General features: G+C 72.1%; 14 protein-coding genes. 7 read left to right on the top strand and 7 right to left on the bottom strand.

Annotated elements, in window-relative coordinates; translation table 11 throughout:
* Positions 1-15: 15 nt before the first annotated feature.
* Together ACQEVI_RS04290 and ACQEVI_RS04285 are read right to left on the bottom strand one after the other, a co-directional pair.
* Positions 16-1,125, bottom strand: a complete 1,110-nt coding sequence (locus ACQEVI_RS04290) for a helix-turn-helix domain-containing protein (protein WP_432895050.1) — start codon at positions 1,123-1,125, stop codon at positions 16-18.
* Positions 1,126-1,429: 304 nt separating this feature from the next.
* Positions 1,430-3,250 (bottom strand): protein kinase domain-containing protein, encoded by a 1,821-nt coding sequence (locus ACQEVI_RS04285; protein ID WP_432895048.1) that lies wholly within the window; start codon positions 3,248-3,250, stop codon positions 1,430-1,432.
* Positions 3,251-3,448: 198 nt separating this feature from the next.
* Here ACQEVI_RS04285 and ACQEVI_RS04280 point away from each other — a divergent pair, with 198 nt between their 5' ends.
* Positions 3,449-4,660, top strand: coding sequence for a hypothetical protein (locus tag ACQEVI_RS04280; protein ID WP_432895046.1), 1,212 nt, complete (start codon positions 3,449-3,451; stop codon positions 4,658-4,660).
* 3 nt (positions 4,661-4,663) lie between these two features.
* On the opposite strand, the gene dusB is transcribed toward ACQEVI_RS04280, so the two are convergent.
* The gene (dusB, locus tag ACQEVI_RS04275) at positions 4,664-5,857 is read right to left on the bottom strand and encodes a tRNA dihydrouridine synthase DusB (RefSeq protein ID WP_432895044.1); all 1,194 of its coding nucleotides are present in this window, start codon (positions 5,855-5,857) and stop codon (positions 4,664-4,666) included.
* Positions 5,858-5,980: 123 nt separating this feature from the next.
* On the opposite strand from dusB, the gene ACQEVI_RS04270 reads away from it, so the two are divergent.
* Both ACQEVI_RS04270 and ACQEVI_RS04265 read left to right on the top strand, forming a co-directional pair.
* Positions 5,981-6,868 carry a hypothetical protein gene (locus tag ACQEVI_RS04270; RefSeq protein ID WP_432895042.1) on the top strand — a complete coding sequence of 296 codons (888 nt, stop codon included), beginning with the start codon at positions 5,981-5,983 and terminating at the stop codon, positions 6,866-6,868.
* Positions 6,865-7,302 (top strand): GntR family transcriptional regulator, encoded by a 438-nt coding sequence (locus ACQEVI_RS04265; RefSeq protein WP_432895040.1) that lies wholly within the window; start codon positions 6,865-6,867, stop codon positions 7,300-7,302. Before ACQEVI_RS04270 ends, ACQEVI_RS04265 begins: the two co-directional genes overlap by 4 nt.
* A gap of 40 nt (positions 7,303-7,342) precedes the next feature.
* Here the strand turns inward: ACQEVI_RS04265 and ACQEVI_RS04260 are convergent, their stop codons facing one another.
* Positions 7,343-9,118, bottom strand: a complete 1,776-nt coding sequence (locus ACQEVI_RS04260; RefSeq protein WP_432895038.1) for a glycoside hydrolase family 13 protein — start codon at positions 9,116-9,118, stop codon at positions 7,343-7,345.
* Positions 9,119-9,214: 96 nt separating this feature from the next.
* Positions 9,215-10,258, bottom strand: a complete 1,044-nt coding sequence (locus tag ACQEVI_RS04255; RefSeq protein ID WP_432895036.1) for a LacI family DNA-binding transcriptional regulator — start codon at positions 10,256-10,258, stop codon at positions 9,215-9,217.
* Between the two features lie 161 nt (positions 10,259-10,419).
* Here ACQEVI_RS04255 and ACQEVI_RS04250 point away from each other — a divergent pair, with 161 nt between their 5' ends.
* The 4 genes from ACQEVI_RS04250 (at position 10,420) to ACQEVI_RS04235 (ending at position 15,434) form a co-directional block, all read left to right on the top strand.
* Entirely contained in the window at positions 10,420-11,643 is a 1,224-nt protein-coding gene (locus ACQEVI_RS04250) for a sugar ABC transporter substrate-binding protein (RefSeq protein ID WP_432895034.1), read from the top strand.
* On the top strand, positions 11,643-13,211 hold the full coding sequence (locus ACQEVI_RS04245; protein ID WP_432895032.1) for an ABC transporter permease subunit: 1,569 nt from the start codon (positions 11,643-11,645) through the stop codon (positions 13,209-13,211). Before ACQEVI_RS04250 ends, ACQEVI_RS04245 begins: the two co-directional genes overlap by 1 nt.
* On the top strand, positions 13,211-14,125 hold the full coding sequence (locus ACQEVI_RS04240) for a sugar ABC transporter permease (RefSeq protein WP_432895029.1): 915 nt from the start codon (positions 13,211-13,213) through the stop codon (positions 14,123-14,125). The genes ACQEVI_RS04245 and ACQEVI_RS04240 overlap by 1 nt, the downstream gene beginning before the upstream one ends.
* 121 nt (positions 14,126-14,246) lie before the next feature.
* On the top strand, positions 14,247-15,434 hold the full coding sequence (locus ACQEVI_RS04235; protein WP_432895027.1) for an SGNH/GDSL hydrolase family protein: 1,188 nt from the start codon (positions 14,247-14,249) through the stop codon (positions 15,432-15,434).
* A 10-nt stretch (positions 15,435-15,444) separates the two neighbouring features.
* On the opposite strand, the gene ACQEVI_RS04230 is transcribed toward ACQEVI_RS04235, so the two are convergent.
* On the bottom strand, positions 15,445-16,746 hold the full coding sequence (locus ACQEVI_RS04230) for a deoxyguanosinetriphosphate triphosphohydrolase (protein WP_432895025.1): 1,302 nt from the start codon (positions 16,744-16,746) through the stop codon (positions 15,445-15,447).
* Between the two features lie 136 nt (positions 16,747-16,882).
* On the bottom strand, positions 16,883-17,056 hold the full coding sequence (locus ACQEVI_RS04225) for a DUF4236 domain-containing protein (RefSeq protein ID WP_432895023.1): 174 nt from the start codon (positions 17,054-17,056) through the stop codon (positions 16,883-16,885).
* Between the last annotated feature and the right edge of the window lie 73 nt (positions 17,057-17,129).

The raw sequence follows: 17,129 nt of genomic DNA, 5'->3' as shown, positions 1-17,129 counted from the left end.
CTCGACCAGCGAAAGTCAGGAAAGACCCGCGGAGACCTTGGCCATGGAGCCGGTCTCGGTGGTCGGCACGTCGGTGCTGGGGGCGTACTTGTTCACCGCGCTCACGGAGACTCCCACCCGCTCCGCGACCTCGTCGAGGCTGAGGTTCTGCTCCCACCGGAGCACGCGGATCTGGCTGATCTGGTGCGTGCTGAGCGACGGCGCCGAGCTGGTGACCGCGGGCGTCGACCCGGTGACCGTGGGCACCGTCCCGGTGCTGGGGCGCGTCTCCCAGTCCGTTGCCGGCGTCACGGGCGCGTACTTGCGTTCCAGCTGCACGCGCTCGGTCTCACCGGTCAGCGCGGGCTCGGACCGGATGCGCTCGGGCGCGGCGGCCGGCTCGGGGTCGGTACGGCCGGTCAGGGCAGGCTCGTCGTGCGCGGACCGGTCGTGCTCGCCGCCGTCGGTCACGGCCAGGCCGAGCTGGACGCCGGCGGGAAGGGACAGCTCCGGCAGGTGCACACGGGTCAGTGCGCGGTCGGACGCCACCCGCTCGAGCTCGCTCTGGTCGGGCATCCACTCGCCGGCCAGCGCCGCGGCCTCCTGGACGACGTCGCGGATCGTGCGCTCCGACTCCAGGTGCGGGCGTGTCACCTCCGCGGTGACACCGGCGGGCACGTGGCGGTGGACCCGGGCCACCGCGGTGTTCACGTCCGCGATACGTGCGTCACGCTCGTCCTCGGGGGCGATCTGCGCCAGCCGCACCGCGTCGAGCATGTCCAGCACGGCCGTCTCACGGTCGAGCTCGATCTGCGCCAGCCGGTCGAGGTCGCGCGCACTCGACGCCGACTGGAAGAACAGGTGCACCGCTACCGCCGCCAGGACGGGTGCGACGGCGCGAGAGGCGGCGAAGATGCCCTCACCGAGCAGCCAGCCGTGCCAGGCGGCGAGCGCGCCGGACAGGATGCCGACGATGATCGCGCCGCCGAGCCAGCGTCCGTGACCTGAAGGGGGACGGCCGCTCTCGAGCGCCCTGTCGGCTCGGCGCCGCCCCTCCCAGGCCAGGCCGATCACCAGCGCCTCGTACGCGACACCAAGCGCGTAGCCGAGCTCGGGCCCCTCATAGGCGGCGATGGTGTGTGACATGCCGATGTAGGCCCAGGCCGAGAGGCCGAAGGCCCCCAGGAAGAACCCTGGGTTTCTGCGTATGTCGGCGATGACCGCAGGAACGCGTCGGGGGCGTTTCTCCGATGCCATGATGGGTGTATCCCTTTCCGTCGGTACGGGTCGGTACGGGTCGGTGAGGCGGTACTGCCGGGACGCGTGCTCGGAACCCGACTGAAGAAGACATGGTGCAAGGCTGATCTTGGACCATGTTGGGCCCTTTGTGCTCTTTACGAGCAAGATTTAGCCTCTGTAGCCCCGGTGACGCGCTACCGAGGCGGGTGTTTCACCCACTCGGGACCCACTCGTCGGGCAGGGTGAACGTGGTGCCGAACTCGGCGGAACGGTAGCCCGGCCGCTCCGCGGTCACCGTCACTCTCGCCTGGTGACCGGCCCGGCCGCCCCCGATCCAGATCCGCCGGCTGGGCGTGTAGTTCGCCCACCTGATGGTCTCGTCCTGGGTGACGTCGACCCAGGACCACGTGTAGGTGACGTTCGGGTCCTGGTCGACGTCGCAGTGGGCGAACCAGCCGGAGTTCACCTTGCCCGGGCTCAGCAGGATCGAACAGCTCGGCTGGGGCACGGTCGGCTGCGGCACCGTGCCGGTGGCATTGGAGAGCACCGCCGCCTCGGCATATCCGGACCGGGTCGCGGTGAGCCTGACCTGGACGGGTTTGCCCACGTCGTCGAGCACGACGGTGTAGGTGCACGACCCGAGGTTGTCCCGCTCCTCGCCGCCGATGCTCCACAGGCACGTCGTGCCGGCCGGTCGCGGCGTCCAGCCGGTAGCTTCCGCGACGATCTCCTGGCCCACCTGGACCCGCGTCGGGATCACCACCGTGCCCGGCCGGAACCGGGCCGGGGCCGCGTCCTGCTCGGGCGTACCGGCCGGCTCGTCGACGGGCGTGGCGACAGGAGATGTCTCGGGCGACGGCGACGCCGACGGCTCCGTCTTCTTCGACGCACCGGGGCTGGGTGCGCCGGACGGCTCGGCCGACGTCGGCTCCCCGCCCCGGGGTGCGGCGACCGCCGTCGAGTCGTCGGGGGCCAGGAAGTGCGCGACCGCTGCCGCAGCGCCCCCGCCGGCCAGCACCAGACCCACCGCGACCAGGCCGGTCAGGACCCTGCGGCGTATCCGGTCGGCCGGCGCCGGTGCCTCCGCACTGTCCTCCGCGGTCGGGTCGGCGGGCGGTGCCGCCGAGCCCAGCACCGTGTCCAGGTCGGCCAGGCCGGGACCTGCCAGGCCGGTGTCGACCGGCTCGACGTACGGCGGGTCGGCGGGCGAGGTGAGCACCGCCGACGCCGTCGGGCGCGCGGCGGGATCCTTGGCGAGGCAGGCGCCGACCACGTGACGCAGGCCGGGCGGCAGGGTGCCGAGGTCGGGCCTCTCGTGCACGATCCGGTAGGTGACGGTCGCGAGGCTGCCCGTCCCGAACGGTGGGGTCCCGGCCGCCGCCAGGTGGGCGACGGCGCCGAGCGACCACATGTCGGAGGCGGTGGTGACGGCTTCGCCGCGGGCCTGCTCGGGCGACATGAACTGGGGCGTCCCGGGCTGGATGCCCGTGCTGGTCAACGACGTGGCATCCGAGTCGGAGACGATGCCCATGTCGATCAGCACCGGCCCGTCGGGGCCGAGCAGCACGTTGGTGGGCTTCACGTCGCGGTGGACGAGACCTTCGCGATGGATCGCGTCGAGGGCCTCCGCGAGGCCTGCGACGAGCTCGCGGACCGCGGCCTCGGGCAGGCTCCCCAGCTCGGCGATGGCCTGCGCCAGGGTGGGTCCGGGCACGTACTCGGTGGCCAGCCAGGGCCGGGGCGCGTCGACGTCGAAGTCGACGACCACCGCCGTGCGGCGGCTGCGCACCCTCGTCGCGGCCGACACCTCGCGGCGGAAGCGGGCCCGGAACTCGTGCTCGCCGGTGCTCTCCGGGTGGATGACCTTGATCGCGAGCAGCCGACCGCTCCGGGTGGCGCCGAGGTACACCATGCCCATACCGCCCTTGCCCAGCCGGCCGCGGATCGCGTAGCCGCCGAGCTCGGTCGGGTCGTCGGCGGTGCGCGGCGCGATCTCGGGTGCGCGGACACGTCGCGCCACGTCGGACAGCACGGAGAACTCCCTCGGGTAGTGGGTGCTCGGTCAGGGACGGCCGACTGATCGGCGCGCTCGCCGGACGGCTGCACGAGCGTAACCGAACTGGTCCGGGCCGGATCGCACCACCGCCCCCTGGTTCGTGCTGATTCTGGTTATCCACAGGTGCGGCTTCTTGGACAGCTTCCGTAGCGCTTCCTGACAGAGCATGGAGGCATGACCTCGACACCATCCTCGACGAGCCCCGCTGCCGGCCCGCTCAGCCTGCTCGGCCTGCACGAACGCCTCGACCTCGCGACCCGGCTTGAGCAGCGTCTGGTCGAGCACGTACGGCGACCCGGCAACGCCGAGGCCGTCCGGAGGCAGACCGCCTACGTGCGGTCTCAGTCGCTGGTGCCCGACGACGTCGACACCGAGCTGCGCGACGCGATGACGCGCGACTGCGCGGTCGACATGCTCGTGCACGCCGGGCCGCGCGAGACGGGCGGCTCGCTGGTCGGCAGGCTCCTCGGCGACGTGCCGGCGGGCCTCACCGTGACCGACGCCGAGCGTGCGCTGCTCGAGCAGTGGCGCGACGGCGGCGTGCTGGGCTACTTCATGGTGACCGACCTGGTGGACGAGCACGTGGTGCTGCACAACCTCGAGGACGACCTGGAGTACCGGGTGTACACGGGGTGCTCCGGGATCCGTTCGACGGCGCTCGTGCCCGGCCTGCCCCTGTCCGTGCGCCTCCTCCCGGTCGGGGCGGCGTGGATCTTCGCGGACACCCCGCTGGTCTTCTCGCCGGACTCCGTCGTCGGCGTGGTGCGGGGCGTCGTCGGGCTGCTGACCTCCACGCCGTGTCCCGCCTACCGCAACCCGCGCACCCTGGCCCGCGCCCGGGAGCTGGTCGCCGACCACCACCGCGCGTTCCACGACCTCTTCGGGGACGTGCTGGTGCAGGGCACCGCGTCGCACGTCATGGACTGCTACCTCCGGTTCAAGGCCCGGATCGGTGCCCCGGCGGAGGAGTTCGCGCTGTTCCCGTCGCTCCGCGACGAACGCTGGCTGCCCGACGACGCCGCGGACCCGGACGACGAGGCGTTCGCCCTGGTGCACCACCCCGTCAAAGGGCTGCGGCTGCTCGACTGGTACGCCCAGCTCCGTGAGGTGCACACCGCACCCTTCGCGTCGTGGAAGCCGGAGCGGCTCGCGCAGGTGCTCGCCGACCCCGACGTCCCCTCCTGGGTCCTGGACCTGCTCGCGGAGCGGCACCCGGACCACCTGGACGTGCTCTACGGGGCCGCGACGGAGCGGCAGGACTTCGTCTGGGCGCGGGACGGCGCCGCACTCCTGGCCGACCGGGAGCCGGCCGCGGCCAGGGACGAACCGGGGCTGGTCATGGCGTCGTCGATCATGGGGCGGGTGCTGCCACCAGGGGAGCCGTGACGCTCAGCCGCCGCTGACGCTCAGCTCGGCCTCGCGCAGCTTTGCCTCGAACTCCTCCGACAGGTCGCGGGAGTCGAGCCAGCCGTACGGGAGGTGCGGCGTCTTCGGCGAACCGGCGCGACCGCGCGGCCCCTCGGCGTCGTCCCCGGGGTACGGGGCGTCGAGGTCCAGGGCGTCGAGCCGCTCGCGCAGCTCGGCGAGGGTGTCGATCAGGGCGAGCTCGTGACGCTTCTCGCCGCCCACCGCGTAGCCCTTGAGGTACCAGGCCATGTGCTTGCGCAGGTCGCGCATGCCCTTGCCCTCGTCGCCGTCGAAGTACTCGATCATGAGCTCGCCGTGCCGGTAGACCGTCTCGGCGACCTCGCGCAGGCCCGGCCGGACCCGTAGGTCGGAGCCGTTGAAGGCGGCGGCCAGGTCGGCGAAGAGCCAGGGACGGCCCTGGCAGCCCCTGCCGACGACGACGCCGTCGGCGCCCGTCTCCTCGACCATGCGCAGGGCGTCCTCGGCGGACCAGATGTCGCCGTTGCCGAGCACGGGAACCGTGCGGACGGCCTCCTTGAGGCGCGCGACGGCCTCCCACTCGGCCTGCCCGGAGTAGTGCTGCGCGGCGGTACGGGCATGCAGCGCGACGGCGGCGACGCCGAGCGACTCCGCGATCTGACCCGCCTCGAGGTAGGTCAGGTGGTCGTCGTCGATGCCCTTGCGCATCTTGATCGTGACGGGCACGCCGTACGGCTCGGCGGCGTCGACGGCCGCCTTCACGATGTCGGTGAAGAGCTGCCGCTTCCAGGGCAGCGCGGCTCCGCCGCCCTTGCGGGTCACCTTGGGCACCGGGCAGCCGAAGTTCAGGTCGACGTGGTCGGCGCGGTCCTCGCCCGCGATGATCTTCACCGCGGCGCCCACCGTGGCCGGGTCCACGCCGTACACCTGGGCGGAGCGGGGCTGCTCGTCCTCGCCGAACGTCACGATCCGCAGCGCCTCGACGTTGCGCTCCACCAGCGCGCGGCTCGTCACCATCTCGGCGACGTACAGGCCCGGATCGAACCCTGTCGACTGCCCCGCCTCACGGCACAGGGTGCGGAAGGCGCGGTTCGTCACCCCCGCCATGGGTGCGAGCACCACCGGCGTGGCGACGGTGATGGGCCCGATCTGCAGGGGCTTGAGCAGGGCGGTGGGCGTGTCGAGGGCGGAGGTCACGATGCCATTGTTCCACCTGCGCCGCGGCGGATGGCCGTGTGTGGCGACCTTCACGCCTCGTTGCTCCGGGGCACCACACCATGATCTAATGAATCAACGCATTGATTCATTAGTGGAGGAACCGTGCACGCACTGGTCATCGTGATCGCCCTGGGACTGCCTGTCCTGGCAGTCGCCCTTCTTGTGCTGCTGGTCGCCCGCCGGGGAGGCCCGCCGCACGACCTCGACGCCACGGTCGTGGCGGCCCGTGGACACGAGACGCGCATCTCGGCCGTAGCTGCCACGGCGAGCATCGTGGTGGTCGTCGCCCTCTGGATCGCGGCGGTGACCTGGGGTGAGCCCGGTGTGCTGCTCGGTGTGGCGCCCTTCGCCGCGGCCCTGACGTTCGGCCTGGCCCGAGCGGTAGGTGAGGCGCGCTGGCCGCGCCCCACCGGTGACGTCCGCAGCGCACCGCTGGTGCGGCGGGGTCTGCGGGACCAGGGCGGGTGGCGGCTGCCGCTCCTCGCGGGCACTGTGGCGGGGCTCGTCGTCGCTCTCGTGGTGTTCGGGCTGACCGCGGCCGGCGACGGGCGCAGCGTCGAGCGGGTGCTCGACGCGGGTCGGGAGACCCACGGCGCCGGGCCGTACCCCGGCTGGGCGATCGGCCTGCCCACGCTGCTCGTCCTCGCACTCGCCGTCGGTGCTACGTTCGTGGCGCTGCGCGCCGTGACCCGGCGTCCGCCGATAGGGCTGCTCTCCCCGGCGCAGGACGACGCGATCCGGCGCACGTCCGCGGCCCGGGTGCTCGCCGGCGCGCAGCTCTGGGTCGGGCTTGGCGCAGCCGCGCATCTGGCCCTCGCGGCCGGCGCGCTGCTCAGGGTCGACGCACTGGCGGGCGGACTCGTCTGCCTGCTCCTGGCACTCGTGGTCTTCGTCGGGTCCGTGGTGATCGCGGCCACGGCGTTGCCCTCTCGGCGCGCCGCCGCCACGGCGGACGCGCAGCGCATCGCCGCGCAGGGGCCTGCGGCATGAGTGCGCTGCGGGTCGACCTGACCTCCCCGGTCCCCGTCTACGAGCAGATCCGGAGCCAGGTCGCCGCGCTGGTCGCGGTGGGCGGCCTGGCTCCGGGGGACCGGCTCCCCGCCTCGCGGGACCTGGCCCGGGACCTGGGGATCGCCGTCGGCACGGTCCAGCGGGCCTACCGGGAGCTGGAGGCGAGCGGCGTCGTCACCAGCCGGCGGCGGGTCGGGACGGTGGTCGCGGAGCCGCCGGCAGGCGGCCCGCGCGACGGGTCGGAGCCCGGCGGCGAGCCGCAGGGGCCGGCCGACGGGCCGTCGTCGAGCACGAGCGGGCTGGTCGACGACGCCCGCGCGCTGGTGGCCCGGGCGCGCGCGCAGGGGCTGAGCGACGAGGCGGTACTGGCCCTCGTCCGGGGTGCGCTGCTCCCTGGGCCGCGCGGAGGGTGACCGTGCGGTTCCTACCGGCCAGGGATCTCGACCGCCGAGATCATGCGCGCAGCCACACCGTCGTGTCCGACGGCACGGCCCGTACGCCGTCCGACGTCGTGAGGTCGCCCGATGCCACCAGCACCTCCACCTCGGCAGGCAGGGTGACGGCAGCCGCGCCCAGGTTGCTGACCACCACGACGCCGGACACCTGGAAGGCGACGACGTCAGGGGAGCCGGCCAGCGAGTCGACCCAGGCCAGCCCGGCCGTGCCGATCTTCTCGGCCCGGCGCAGCTCGAGCGCCGTCCGGTACATCTCGTAGGTCGAGCCCGCGACGCCGTACTGCCGGTCGGCGGCCAGGTCGGCGTACACGTCGGGCTGCGGCAGCCAGGTCCTCCCGGTGGGGCCGAACCCGTTGCCCGGGGCGCCGCCGGCCCACGGCAGGGGCACGCGGCAGCCGTCCCGGCCGGGCTCGGCGCCGCCGGTCCGGAAGAAGGACGGGTCCTGACGTACCTCGGCGGGCAGCGCGGTGTGGTCCGGCAGGCCCAGCTCCTCGCCCTGGTACAGGTACGCGGAGCCCGGCAGGCCGAGCATCAGCAGCGTCGCGGCGCGGGCCCGGCGCAGGCCGAGCGCGGCGTCGGGCTGCGGGTCGGTCGCGGCGATGCCGTTGAGCTGGCGGCCGCCGATCTCGGCCAGGCCGAAGCGTGAGGCGTGCCGCACGACGTCGTGGTTGGACAGCACCCACGTGGTCGGGGCGCCGACGGCGTCCATGGTGCCGAGCGACACGTCGACGACCGTGCGCATCTTCGCCGCGTCCCACGGGGCGGTGAGGAACGAGAAGTTGAACGCCTGGTGCATCTCGTCGGGCCGCACGTAGCGGGCCAGACGGCTCAGCGGCTCCACCCAGGCCTCGGCCACGAGGCAGCGGTCACCCGGGTACTCGGCGAGGACGCCGTGCCAGGCGCGGTAGATCTCGTGCACGCCGTCCTGGTCGAACATCGGGCCCTGGTTGCCGGCCCCGGTGGAGCCGTCCTCCGGCGCGGCCGGGTCGGTCGCCGGCCCGTCCACGGTGCCCTCGACCATGGCCGCCCGGCCGTCCCAGTCCGGCAGGCCCGGCGCCTTGATCATGCCGTGCGCGACGTCGACGCGGAACCCGTCCACGCCCCGGTCGAGCCAGAACCGCAGCACGTCCTCAAGCTCGGCTCGGACCTCGGCGTTCTCCCAGTTCAGGTCCGGCTGCGAGGTGTCGAACAGGTGCAGGAACCACTGGGGCCCGAGAGGGCCGTCATCTGAGCGCGGGGTCAGGCGGGTCCAGGCCGGGCCGCCGAAGATCGACTGCCAGTTGTTCGGCGGCTCGTCCCCGGCCGGGCCGCGGCCGTCGCGGAACATGTAGCGCTCGCGCGCCGCCGAGCCGGGAGCCGCGGCCAGCGCCTCCTGGAACCAGACGTGCTGGTCGGAGGAGTGGTTGGGCACCAGGTCCACGATGATCCGCAAGTCCCGCTCGTGGGCTCCGGCGAGCATCTCGTCGAAGTCCGCGAGCGTGCCGAAGAGCGGGTCGATGTCGCGGTAGTCGGCGACGTCGTAGCCCGCGTCCTTCTGGGGGGAGCGGTAGAAGGGGCTCAGCCAGACGGCGTCGACCCCCAGCTGCTTCAGGTGGTCCAACTTGGCGGTGACGCCCGGCAGGTCGCCGATCCCGTCGCCGTTGCCGTCCGCGAACGAGCGCGGGTACACCTGGTAGATCACCGCGTCGCGCCACCACTCGCCGCTTGCGGCGGGTGTGTGGACGAGGGGCCCGGCGGAGAGGTCGTCGATGGTCAGCAGGGGGGTGCGGGTCACGTGTCGCGTCCTCGAAGTTCGGGGGTATGTCGGATGTAACGCTTGCAGCAAGCGTACGGGAGAATCAACCCCGAACGGCCACGCCCACAGCGAACTTCAGGGGCGGGGAGCTGCGCCCGTCGACCCGCGGACCACAAGTTCTGGGGTGAAGAGGAGCTCCGAGCGGGGCGCGCGTTCCCCGTGGATCTCGGTGAGCAGGGCGCTGACGGCGGCGTGCGCCATGTCGGCGACCGGCTGGCGCACCGTCGTCAGCGGCGGGTCGGTGAACGCGACGAGCGGGGAGTCGTCGTACCCCACGACGCTCACGTCGTCGGGCACGGACAGGCCGCGAGAGTGGGCGGCGCGGATGGCGCCGAGCGCCATCAGGTCCGATCCGCAGACGACGGCGGTGTGCCCGCTGTCGATCAGGTCGCCGGCCGCCGCCTGGCCGCCCTCCAGCGTGTAGAGGGTCAGCGCCACGTGCTCACGCGCCTCCTGCTCGGAGGCCGCGAGGCCGTGCCGCACGAGCTGCGCGGCGAACGCCTCGATCTTGCGCTTGGCCGGTACGAACCGGTCGGGGCCGATCGCCATGCCGATGCTGCGGTGGCCCAGCGCGACCAGATGGCGGACCGAGAGCTCGACGCTGGCGGCGTCGTCGGGCGAGACGAACGGGGCGTCGATACCCGCGGCGTACCCGTTGATCAGCACTATCGGCAGGCCGCGCCCGCGCAGCCGCTGGTAGCGCTCGGTGGATGCCCGGGTGTCGGCATGCTTGCCGGACACGAAGACGATGCCGTCCACCGAGTGGTCGATCAGCGTCTCGACGTACTCGTCCTCGGTGGTGCCGCCCGGCGACTGCGTGCAGAGCAGCGGCGTGTAGCCGCGCGAGGCGAGCTGCGACTCGATGGCCTGCGCGAACGCGGGGAACACCGGGTTGGAGAGCTCAGGGACCACGAGGCCGATGAGGCCTGCGGGCCGGGCGCGCAGCGCGGACGGCCGCTCGTAGCCGAGCACGTCGAGGGCGGCGAGCACCGCCTGACGCGTCTCGCCGGCCACGCCGGGCTTGCCGTTGAGCACGCGCGACACGGTCGCGGTGGAGACCCCTGCTTGCTCGGCGAGGTCGGTCAGTCGGGTGCGCACGCCTGGCAGCCTAAGTGACATGCGCCTCCTTCGTGCTGAGTGATCGCGCCGGTGTCGGGAACGGGACTGCAAGCGTTGCTGAAACTTTATCGCAACGCCTTGCAAGATCGTACAGTCCGGCCTTACGGTTCGTGGCATCCAAACCAGGCCCGACGTCGGGCCGCGAACCACCGGGAGTGACGATGCGACGGAGCATCCTGACCGCCGCTGCGCTGACCGCGACGCTGGCGTTGGCCGCCTGCTCGGGCGGCGCAGAGGAACCAGCGGGCGAGGAGTCGTCCGCGGCACCGGACGGGACAGGCGCCACCCTGACCGTCTGGGTCGACGAGACCCGCCAGGCCGCCGTCGAGGACGCGGCCGCCGGCTTCGAGGAGTCCACGGGCGCCGAGGTGGAGGTGGTGCTGAAGAACTTCGAGGACATCCGCCCCGACTTCCTGGCCCAGGTGCCCACGGGCAAGGGCCCGGACGTCACCGTCGGCGCGCACGACTGGCTGGGTGAGCTCACGACCAACGGCGTCGTGGCCCCGATCGAGCTCGGCGACACGGCCGACGCGTTCGAGCCGGTCTCGGTCTCGGCCTTCACGCAGGACGGTCAGGTCTACGGCCTGCCCTACGCCGTGGAGAACATCGCGCTCATCCGCAACACGGAGCTCGCTCCTGAGGCGCCCTCCACCTGGGACGACGCGATCGCGTCCGGCAAGGACGCCGGCACGAAGTACCCGCTGCTGATCCAGACCTCGACCGAGGGCGACCCCTACACGTTCTACCCGCTGCAGACGTCGTTCGGCGCCCCGGTCTTCGAGCAGAACGCTGACGGCTCGTACCAGCCCGAGCTCGCGCTCGGCGGCGAGGGCGGCACGAAGTTCGCGGAGTGGCTGGCCGAGCAGGGTGAGGCCGGCGTGCTGAGCACCGACGTCACCTACGACATCGCGCTGGCGGCCTTCGCCAAGGGCGAGTCGCCGTACATCGTGGGCGGCCCGTGGATGCTGGAGTCGTTCGGCGACCTCGACCTGGCGATCGACCCGATCCCAAGCGCGGGTGGGGAGCCCGCGCAGCCGTTCGTGGGCGTGGCCGGCTTCTACGTGAGCGCGCAGAGCGAGAACGCGCTGCTCGCCAACGACTTCCTGGTCAACCACATGGCGACCCCCGAGGCGCAGCTCGCGCTCTACGAGGCGGGCGACCGTCCGCCGGCCCTGATCGCGGCCGCCGACACCGCCTCCGAGGACCCGATCACCGCCGGCTTCCGTGAGGTGGGCGCCGACGCCGTCCCGATGCCGTCGCTCCCCGAGATGGGCGCCGTGTGGGCGTACTGGGGCGTCACCGAGGCCGCGATCATCTCCGGCAAGTCCGACCCGGCCGAGGGCTGGGACAAGATGGTCGCCGACATCCAGGGTGAGATCGGCTGATGTCGTCGCCCGCGATCCGGGGCTCCGGTCGGACCGGCTGGAGCCCCGGGTTTCTCGTCAAGCTCGCCCTGATCGCGCTGGTCGACGCCCTGGGCGTCTACGCCGTGCTGGCCGCGTGGAGCGCCGACTCGTGGGGCCTGCTCGCCGCGATGGTGGCGCTGCTGCTCGTGGCGAACTGGGCCTACTTCTCCAAGCGCGCGCTGCCCCTGAAGTACATCCTGCCGGGTCTCGCCTTCCTGCTCGTCTACCAGGTCTACGTGGTGGCCTACACCGGCTACGTCGCGTTCACCAACTACGGCGACGGGCACAACAGCACCAAGGAGCAGGCGATCGAGGCCCTGCTGGTGCAGAACGAGCGCCGCGTGGAGGGCTCGCCGTCGTCGCCCCTGACGGTGGTGGCCGACGGCGGCACGCTTGGCTTCGCGATCGTCTCACCAGAGGGTGTGGTCGAGGCGGGCACCGCCGAGGAGCCGCTCGCGGTGGTGGACGGCGCCTCGGTCGAGGCCGGCCGGGTCACCGCGCTGCCCGGGTACGAGGTGCTGGAGTACGCGGCGGTCCTGGAGCGCCAGCAGGAGGTCACCGACCTGCGGGTGCCCGTCTCCGAGGACCCGAACGACGGCTCGGTCCGCACGCAGGACGCCCGCACGGGCTACGTCTTCACCTCCACGCTGACGTACTCCGCTGCGTCCGACACCATGACCGACACGACGAGCGGCGTGACGTACACGCCCAACGACGACGGCCAGTTCGAGGCCGCCGACGGGACCACCCTGCCGGTGGGCTGGCGCGTGCTCGTGGGGCTGGACAACTTCGTCACCGCGTTCGGCGACGACCGGTACGCGGGGCCGTTCGGCAAGATCCTGCTGTGGACGTTCGCCTTCGCGGTGATCTCGGTCGCGTCCACGTTCCTGCTCGGCCTGTTCCTGGCGATCGCGTTCAACGACGCGCGCCTGCGCGGACGGCGGATCTACCGCACGCTCGTGATCCTCCCGTACGCGATCCCCGGGTTCCTCGCGGCCCTGCTGTGGTCGGGGCTGCTCAACCGGTCGTACGGGTTCGTCAACGAGGTGCTGCTCGGCGGGGCGACGATCCCGTGGCTCACCGACCCGGTGCTAGCGAAGCTCGCGGTGCTGGGCGTGAACCTGTGGCTCGGCTTCCCCTACATGTTCCTCATCTGCACGGGCGCGCTGCAGTCGCTGCCGGGCGACGTGCTGGAGGCCGCGAAGATCGACGGCGCGGGCCGGTGGCGCACCTGGCGGTCCATCACGCTGCCGCTGCTCCTGGTCGCGACGGCGCCCCTGCTCATCTCGAGCTTCGCGTTCAACTTCAACAACTTCACGCTGATCTACATGCTCACCGGCGGCGGGCCGCGGTTCGACGACGCCTCGGTGCCGCTCGGGCACACCGACATCCTGATCTCGATGGTCTACTCCGTCTCCGGGCTCGACGGGACCGCGGCGAAGGACTACGGCCTGGCCAGCGCGCTGTCGATCGTCATCTTCGTGGTGGTGGCCACCATCTCCGCCCTCGCGTTCCGGCGCACCCGCTCGCTCGAGGAGATCGCCTGATGAGCACGACGATTCCCCCCGCCCGCCCTGCGGCCCCGCCCCGCCGGGTCGCGCTGGCCCGCCGCACCACCCCTGGCCGCTGGTTCTCCGACCTCGGCTGGCGCCACCTGGTCGGCGTGCTCGCGGTCGTCTACGCGGGCTTCCCGCTGGTCTACGTCGTCTCGGCCTCCCTGGCCGACGGCGGCACGCTCACCGGCTCGAACGATCTCTTCGCCTCGGTGTCGGGCGCCAACTACGTGGCGCTCGGCGGCACGAAGTTCTGGACCTGGATGGGCAACACCCTCGTGGTGGCCGTCGCGACCGGCGTCGGGACGGTGCTCATGGGCGCCGCGGCGGCCTACGCCTTCTCGCGCTTCCGGTTCAGCGGCCGCCGGGTCGGGCTCACCGCCCTGCTCGTGATCCAGATGTTTCCCCAGATGCTCGCGTTCGTGGCGATCTTCCTGCTGCTCATCTCGCTGGGCAACGTCGTGCCGGTGCTGGGCCTGGACTCCAAGCTGTCCCTGATCTGCGTGTACCTCGGCGGCGCGCTGGGCGTGAACACGTTCCTCATGTACGGGTTCTTCAACACGGTGCCGCGGGAGATCGACGAGGCCGCGAAGATCGACGGCGCCTCGCACGCGCAGATCTACTGGACCATCGTGCTGCGCCTGACGGCGCCGATCCTCGCGGTGGTCGGGCTGCTCAGCTTCATCAGCACGTTCGGCGAGTTCATCATCGCGCGCGTGCTGCTGCAGTCGGAGGAGAACTGGACGCTCGCCGTCGGCCTCTACGGCTGGGTGTCGTCGCTGCAGGACGCCAACTGGGGCCTGTTCACCGCGGGCGCCGTGATCTCGGCGGTACCGGTGCTGGCGCTGTTCCTGTTCCTGCAGAAGTACATCGTCGGCGGCCTGACGGCGGGGTCGGTCAAGGGATGACGCGCTGGTCGGCGGGCGCGCGAAACAGTTAAGTCCTGTCCCGGTCCTTGACCCGGTGCCCGGCTATCGAGCAGGATCCGGCTCGCAGGTCAAAGACGCCCGCCGACTATCAGGAGCCAGGATGGAAGCGTTGTCAGCAGGGGGAACCAGAACCGCTACCGCCGACCGACGTGGCAGGAGGCGTCTCACACAGAGCTGGCGCGCCCTCGCCGCGGGTGTGTTCGCCGTCGCCGTCGCGATCACCGCGATCCCGCCCACCGACGCGGCCCGGGCCGCCACGGCCGACCCAGCCACCACCTCGACGTCGGACAGTGCAGCTACGCAGGCGCACACCGCCGGCCGCGTGAAGGTCAGCGGCGACAGCCTCCTGTACAGCTGGCCGGGTGTCTACTTCGAGGGCCGCTTCCGCGGGACCGGGGTGGGGATCGTGCTCAACGACTCGGCCGCCGACTACGACGTCCAGATCGACGGCGCCACGGTCGCCACCTTCGTGAAGCCGGGGCGGACCACCCGGTGGGTGAACGGCCTGCGCAACGCAGAGCACACCGTACGGCTCGTGAAGCGCAACGAGAGCCAGTGGGTGGGCAGCGAGTTCGGCGGGTTCGTCGCCGCCTCGGGCGGCGCGATCCTCAGCAGGCCGGCGGCCCGCGGCCGGCAGATCGAGTTCATCGGTGACTCGCTGACCGTCGGCTACGGCAACACGTCGGGCAGCAGGGACTGCACCGGCGACCAGGTGAGTCGCACCACCAACACCGACCGCAGCTACGGCGCGCTGACGGCGCGCGGGCTGGGCGCCGACTACCAGGTCAACGCGTTCTCCGGCAAGGGGATGGTGCGCAACTACAACGGCGGTGACCCGGGCAACCACTATCGCGCCTACTACGACCGGGCGCTGCTGCACGTGCCCGGCGACGTCTGGAACCCCGGCACCTGGCGGCCGCGGCTCGTCGTGGTCTACCTCGGCACCAACGACTTCTCGACCGCCCTCAACCCCGGCGAGCAGTGGACCACGCAAGATCAGCTCGCCGCCGCCTACCGCACCGCGTACGGCCAGTTCGTGCAGAAGCTGCGGAACCGCTACGGCAGCGACACGACCATCGTGGCCGTCGGCTCGGGCACGTTCGCGAACGACGTGCAGCGCGTGGTCCAGGAGCGCAACGGCGCGGGCGACAGCCGGGTCCGGTACTGGTTCCTCGACAGCAACGGCCTGGACTTCCAGGGCTGCCACTACCACTTCTCCGCCAACGACCACCAGGTCGTCGCGGGTCGGTTCAGGGCGTTCGTCGACGGCCTGGGCGTGCGCTGGTAGCCGGTTCGTCTCAGGAGGCCGGCGTCACCAGGCGGCGGTGCAGCGCGATGGCCGACAGGTCCGTGAGGCACGAGACCTGGTCGACCACCACGCGCAGGCGGGCGGCGTCGTCGGACGCTGCCCGCCAGTCCGCGGCGAACGGCGGCTCCAGCTCGTCGGGGGCGCGGTCGGCGAGCACGCCGACCAGGTCGGCCAGGATCTCCCGTTCCCGCAGGTAGCGGGGCTCCTGGCCGCGCGGCGCCATGACATAGGTGACCGCGATGCCCTTGAGTGCGAGGATCTCGTGCTCGGTCTCGGCGGGCACGACGAGCCGCGCCGCGTACCGCGTGAGCGGTCCCTCGCCGTACACGGCCCGCGTGGCCGTGATCGCCGCGCCGATGAACCGGCCGATGAGCTGGCTCGTCATGTCCTTGAGGGAGGCCAGCGAGCGGCGCGACCCGTCGTAGGCGCGCACCAGGTGACCCTCGCCGCGCAGGTAGTCCTGCAGCCGCCCGATCGCCGCGTCGATCGCGTCCTCCGTATACCACTCGCCGTACCAGTCGCGCACGTACCCGGCCACGCGCGACCGCTCCTCGGCCTGCGCCATGAGGTCCAGGTCGATGCGGCCGGCGACCACGCCGTCCTCGACGTCGTGCACCGAGTAGCTGATGTCGTCGGCGAGGTCCATGACCTGGGCCTCGAGGCACTTCACGCCGTCCGGCGCGTCCTTGCGGAGCCATTCGAAGACCGGCAGGTCGTCGGTGTAGACGCCGAACTTCCGGCTTGCCGTGCCGTCGGGGCGGGCCGGCCCTGCCCCGTACGCCCACGGGTACTTGACGCTCGCGTCGAGGCTCGCGCGGGTCAGGTTGAGGCCGGCGGGGGAGCCGTCGTCGGCCAGGACCTTGGGCTCGAGCCGGGTCAGGAGGCGCAGGGTCTGGGCATTGCCCTCGAAGCCGCCGACCGGCCGCGCGATCTCGGCGAGCGCGTTCTCGCCGTTGTGCCCGAACGGCGGGTGCCCGAGGTCGTGGGTGAGGCAGGCGGTGTCGACGACGTCGGGGTCGCAGCCCAGGGACCGGCCCATGCCGCGGCCCACCTGTGCGACCTCGAGGGAGTGGGTCAGCCGGGTGCGCACGAAGTCGTCGTGCCCGGCGCCGAGCACCTGGGTCTTCGCGCCCAGGCGGCGCAGCGCGGACGAGTGGACCACGCGCCCGCGGTCACGTTCGAACGGGGTCCGGGCCTGCGACTTGGGCGGTTCGGTCACCCAGCGCTCGACGTCCTGCGCGCTGTACGACGGCGGGATGCTCTTCCCGAGGGCTTGCTCCACGCTGGCCACTCTAGCCACGCTGGCCGACATCCCCGGAATCGCGGCCTGCTGGCGGCTGTGCGAGGGCTTGTGCCAGGCGCTGTGCCGGCTGCCGCGGAGGCGGGCCGCTCGGCCCGGCCTCCGCCGCGGCGGTGCTACCTGACGGCTACTTGTTGTTGCTGTACCAGCTCAGGCCACCGGGGAGGTTCAAGGAGTGCTTCTTCGTCCTCGAGTTCCAGGTCCACGGACCGATCTTGAAGCTCATGGACGACAGGCCCCGCTGCGTGATGTTGAACTTGAGCGGGCCGAGCGACAGCCGCTTGCGATACCGGATTCCCATGTTCCTGACTTTCCTCCTCGGGTCGGGGCAAAGCGTACCGAACCTCGCTACCCCGGCAAACCGAACACGCCCC

It is taken from the genome of Promicromonospora sp. CA-289599 (genome assembly GCF_050936155.1).
In the GTDB taxonomy this organism is placed as follows: domain Bacteria; phylum Actinomycetota; class Actinomycetes; order Actinomycetales; family Cellulomonadaceae; genus Promicromonospora.
The sequence above is the reverse complement of the archived record's forward strand: the minus strand, read 5'-3'. Positions and strand labels throughout refer to the sequence as shown.